The organism is Caballeronia sp. (genome assembly GCF_049581465.1).
Classification (GTDB): Bacteria; Pseudomonadota; Gammaproteobacteria; order Burkholderiales; family Burkholderiaceae; genus Caballeronia.
In genome coordinates this window covers 1-3,768 of sequence record NZ_JBAUSA010000356.1, presented here as the reverse complement: position 1 = coordinate 3,768, position 3,768 = coordinate 1, and the positions used below count along the sequence as shown (strand labels likewise).

Sequence of the window (3,768 nt, the reverse complement as noted above, 5' to 3'; positions counted from 1 at the left end):
GAGGTGAAAAGCGTTACACAGTTCCCCAGTTCGTGCGCGTTGACAAGCGCTATCGCACTCGCGAGATCAGGCACGCGGACCACCGACAGGACCGGCCCGAAAATCTCTTCTCGATAGATGCTCATATCGGGCTTCACGTCGTCAAAGAGCGAGCCGGCGAGAAAGAAGCCCTCTTCGTGGCCCGGCACGGTATGGCCGCGACCATCGACGACGAGCTTGGCACCTGCCGCGACGCCCGCATCGATATAGCCCAACACCTTCGTGCGATGCGCGGCGGAGATGAGCGGCCCCATGTCCAGATCCGGTTCCATGCCGCCACCCATCTTGAGCGAGCGCACGCGCGGCGCGAGGCGCTCGACCAGCTCATCGGCAATATCCCCTACCGCCACCGCGACTGACGTCGCCATGCAGCGCTCGCCGGCTGAGCCATACGATGAGTTGATCAGCGCATCGACGGCTTGATTGAGATTGGCGTCGGGCAGGACGACCAGATGGTTCTTAGCACTGCCTAACGCCTGCACGCGCTTGCCGCGCTTTGCGGTTTCGCTATAGATGTATTCGGCCACAGGCGTCGAGGCGACGACAGACATCGCGGCGACATCGGGGTGCGCGATCAGCGCATCGACGACGGCCTTGCTACCATGCACCACATTAAACACACCTTTGGGAAAGCCCGCCTCGATGAACAGCTCGGCAAGCCGAATCGACGCCGACGGCGTGCGCTCCGAGGGCTTGAGCACGAACGTGTTGCCGCACGCGGCGGCCATCACAAACATCCAGCACGGCACCACCATCGGAAAATTGAACGGCGTGACGCCCGCCGCCACGCCAAGCGGCTGACGTAGATTCCAGGCGTCCATGCCGCCGCTGATCTGATCGGTGAACTCGGTCTTGAGCAGGTTCGGAATGCCACACGCAAATTCGACGATTTCGATACCGCGCACCACCTCGCCCTTCGCGTCCGAAAACAGCTTGCCGTGATCGCGCGTAATGAGCTCGGCGAGTTCGTCGGTGTGCGCGTCAAGCAGCTCCTTGAACTTGAACATCAGTCGAGCACGGGTCAGCGGCGCGGTTTCGCTCCAGGCCGGGAACGCGGCTTTCGCAGCAGCGACGGCAGCGGCGACTTCGTCTGTGTTTGCGACCGGCACACGGGCCGTCACTCGGCCTAGCGCCGGATCATATACGTCGGCGAACCGCCCACTCGTGCCAGCGGCGCGTTGACCGTTGATGAAATGACTCAGCTCGCGCACAGCGCCTTGATCTGCTTCGCTCATACTTCCTCCTACGGGAATGCGGGCGCCGTCCGCGCCACGCATCCTCATGCTTTCGAACAGGGGTTTTTCGGCTTCAACGCCGACCGAGCCGACGGCTCCAATGGACGAAAATATAGGCGGATTAACTCGGATTTCGAATACCCGCAGCTGACAAAAGAATCTTGCGGGAACAAAGCGCAATTTAACGGGAGGGCTTGGCAGGCCGTACTGGACGGGGTGTCCTGTGCATCGGAGCCGCTAAAGGCGCGAAGTCGGCTTTAGCGCAGGCGAGCTGACATGTGGCAGATCTTCGAGGCCGGCAATAAGCCCCATTGCGTGCTAGGGAAGTTCGCCATTGAGAGCGTAAAGAGAGGCGATCTGGCGCGTTCCGTGATCATCGCGCGACATGACTTTGCGACTAAACTCAGCGCCCCAGTTCTGCCGCTGGACCAACGCTGTCCGCGCGGCCAGTCCGCCGGATAGGGGCGAAAAGCTCCGGGCGTTAGCGCGCCGCAGCCAAATAGAATGCGGTGGAGCGCTGCGGCGTGACGCCGACGATAGTCAGTTGACTGTTCACCACGGTCGCTTCAACGGGCATCGCTACGCCATTGCCCGTAGCGCAGGAAGGATCGGTGAACGTCAGGGTGCCGTCGAGAATATGCTTGCCTGTCGCGCGCGGCGTGAAGCTGCCCGTAAAGGTGCAAGTGCCCTGCGTGCCCGTCGCCGAGCCGTTCGATGCGAACGTAATCGTTGCCGTCGTGGCGACATTCGCCGGGTTGTTCCAGGTGCCGAGCACGTCGCTGATCGCGAGCGGCGTGTCGTAGGCGGAATTGTAGTTGCCGTTAAAGGTGAGAGCCGTCGTAGTCGGTAGTGTGTTGACCGTTGTCGTCGCCGCAAGCGTACTTTGAGCCGTGAAGGTCCCGGTCATCGTACCCGCGATGATCTGGCCTGAGACATCCAGGGCGACGGTCGCCGGATCGCTAAATGCGCCGTTGGTGGCCGAGACGATCCCTTCCGTCAGCCAGACCAGGTTGCCGCCCGACGTATAGACGCTGAAATACTGCCCGGTCTCGAGAACGATCGTTTGCGCAGCGAGCGAGGTCGTGGTCGCCCCGTACCAAATGCCTTCGGGAATCGCGTGCGAATCGGCGACGCATGATTTTTGAAGGTTACCTGTCGTGATGTTTCCTGTCGTGACGCACGATTGGTTGCTGTCTCCGCCTCCACACGCAGCAAGAAAGGGCAATGTGAGCAGCATGATCTTCGAGTGCAATTTCATGAGAAGTATTCGATTGTTTGTTTTAGGTTATGACCCGAGTCTGCCGCGTGGTATTGAGCGCCATCAACGGGTTAACGGAACATGTCGCAGAAACTTAAATCGCCGATGAGGCAAGCTCGCTTAACATTTCAGAGGAGTGCCTTACACACGCCTCGTAAAACGTTTGCGCACGTCTGCGAAACAAAGGTCAGTCGCGGTATGGCGCGCCAGTACGATACAGCGCGATCTCGATCTTCCGCGCATTTAGTACAACCCATTTGTCTTCAATGCCGGTGGTCAACCAAGGCCCGCAAAGCCGGGCGTGGCTAAAAAAATCCGGTGTCGGAAGCGGCTGTAAAAAGATTGACGGAATACGCGAAGCGCTCCTTAGCGGCGGCGAGAAGTAATCTGGCCAACCCTTGAGGCGTGCGCCGATCTGCTATTAGGTCATCTTGAAGTGCCAGTAAGACTCAGCGTTTCAATACGCCCTACTGATGGGTTTGCGCTGCGCCGGCGCCTGGCTTCACGCTACCGTCGGCCTGCGGAACTTCCACTGGCTTGACTTCCACGGGGGCGGTGCCATTTTCTTTCAAGCCGAGCTTATCGGCGGTCTTGGGCGACACGTCAACGATTCGATCCTTCACGTAGGGGCCGCGGTCCCTGATTTCGACCACCTCGTTTTTGCCGTTTTCCAGATTCGTGACCCGGGCCTTGGTGCCAAGCGGCAGAGTCTTGCTCGCGGCGGAGTCGGATTGCGGATTCATGCTCGTGCCGTCAGCCATCTTTTTTGAGTAAAACTTCTGGCCGTAGTACGAGGCCTTGCCCTTGCGTGGTTTGCCGGAGCGGTCAAGATGGGCGTGGTGGGCGCCCGTCGCACTCGCCTCGCTGGCCGCGGTGGATGGCGGCGTTTGCGCGGGAAGCGCCGTGCTCAGGTAGCACGACATGATCAGGAGCAAAAGCGCTTGAAGCCCGCGTGTTCGGCCCGGATGTGAGCGAGTGTAGTTGACGTGATCGCCACGCTCGCTCACCACCGATCCTGACGCCATCGCAACCGACACCCGTTGCGTTTTCAAACACACCCATTGCGCTTTGGGGATAAGGTCCAGTAGCCGCTTCTCCGTGGTATGAAGATTGTTTTTCATTTCATATCACCCTCATCTTCAGCCGGTCAAAACATTGCCCGATCTAGTACAGTACGCTCCGCGCTCGCTGGATCGTAGTAAGCCAATAGCATGTATCCACGCGGCCGCTTTGAAC

At 59.7% G+C, this 3,768-nt stretch carries 3 protein-coding genes; all 3 read right to left on the bottom strand.

The features are described from left to right. Positions 1-1,274 (bottom strand): CoA-acylating methylmalonate-semialdehyde dehydrogenase (gene mmsA / locus WCA53_RS08890; RefSeq protein WP_423908121.1); only part of this gene is annotated, 1,274 nt, incomplete at its 3' end. Positions 1,275-1,755: 481 nt separating this feature from the next. Continuing rightward, positions 1,756-2,532, bottom strand: a complete 777-nt coding sequence (locus tag WCA53_RS08885) for a hypothetical protein (RefSeq protein ID WP_423908119.1) — start codon at positions 2,530-2,532, stop codon at positions 1,756-1,758. A 467-nt stretch (positions 2,533-2,999) separates the two neighbouring features. Then, positions 3,000-3,653: a septal ring lytic transglycosylase RlpA family protein gene (locus WCA53_RS08880; RefSeq protein ID WP_423908117.1), complete on the bottom strand. Its 654-nt coding sequence runs from the start codon at positions 3,651-3,653 to the stop codon at positions 3,000-3,002. Positions 3,654-3,768: the final 115 nt, after the last annotated feature.

What these genes read in the sequence shown, in the direction of transcription:
- WCA53_RS08880 (WP_423908117.1), bottom strand. Translation starts at nt 3,653, where the DNA reads ATGAAAAACAATCTTCATACCACGGAGAAGCGGCTACTGGACCTTATC.
- WCA53_RS08885 (WP_423908119.1), bottom strand. Translation starts at nt 2,532, where the DNA reads ATGAAATTGCACTCGAAGATCATGCTGCTCACATTGCCCTTTCTTGCT.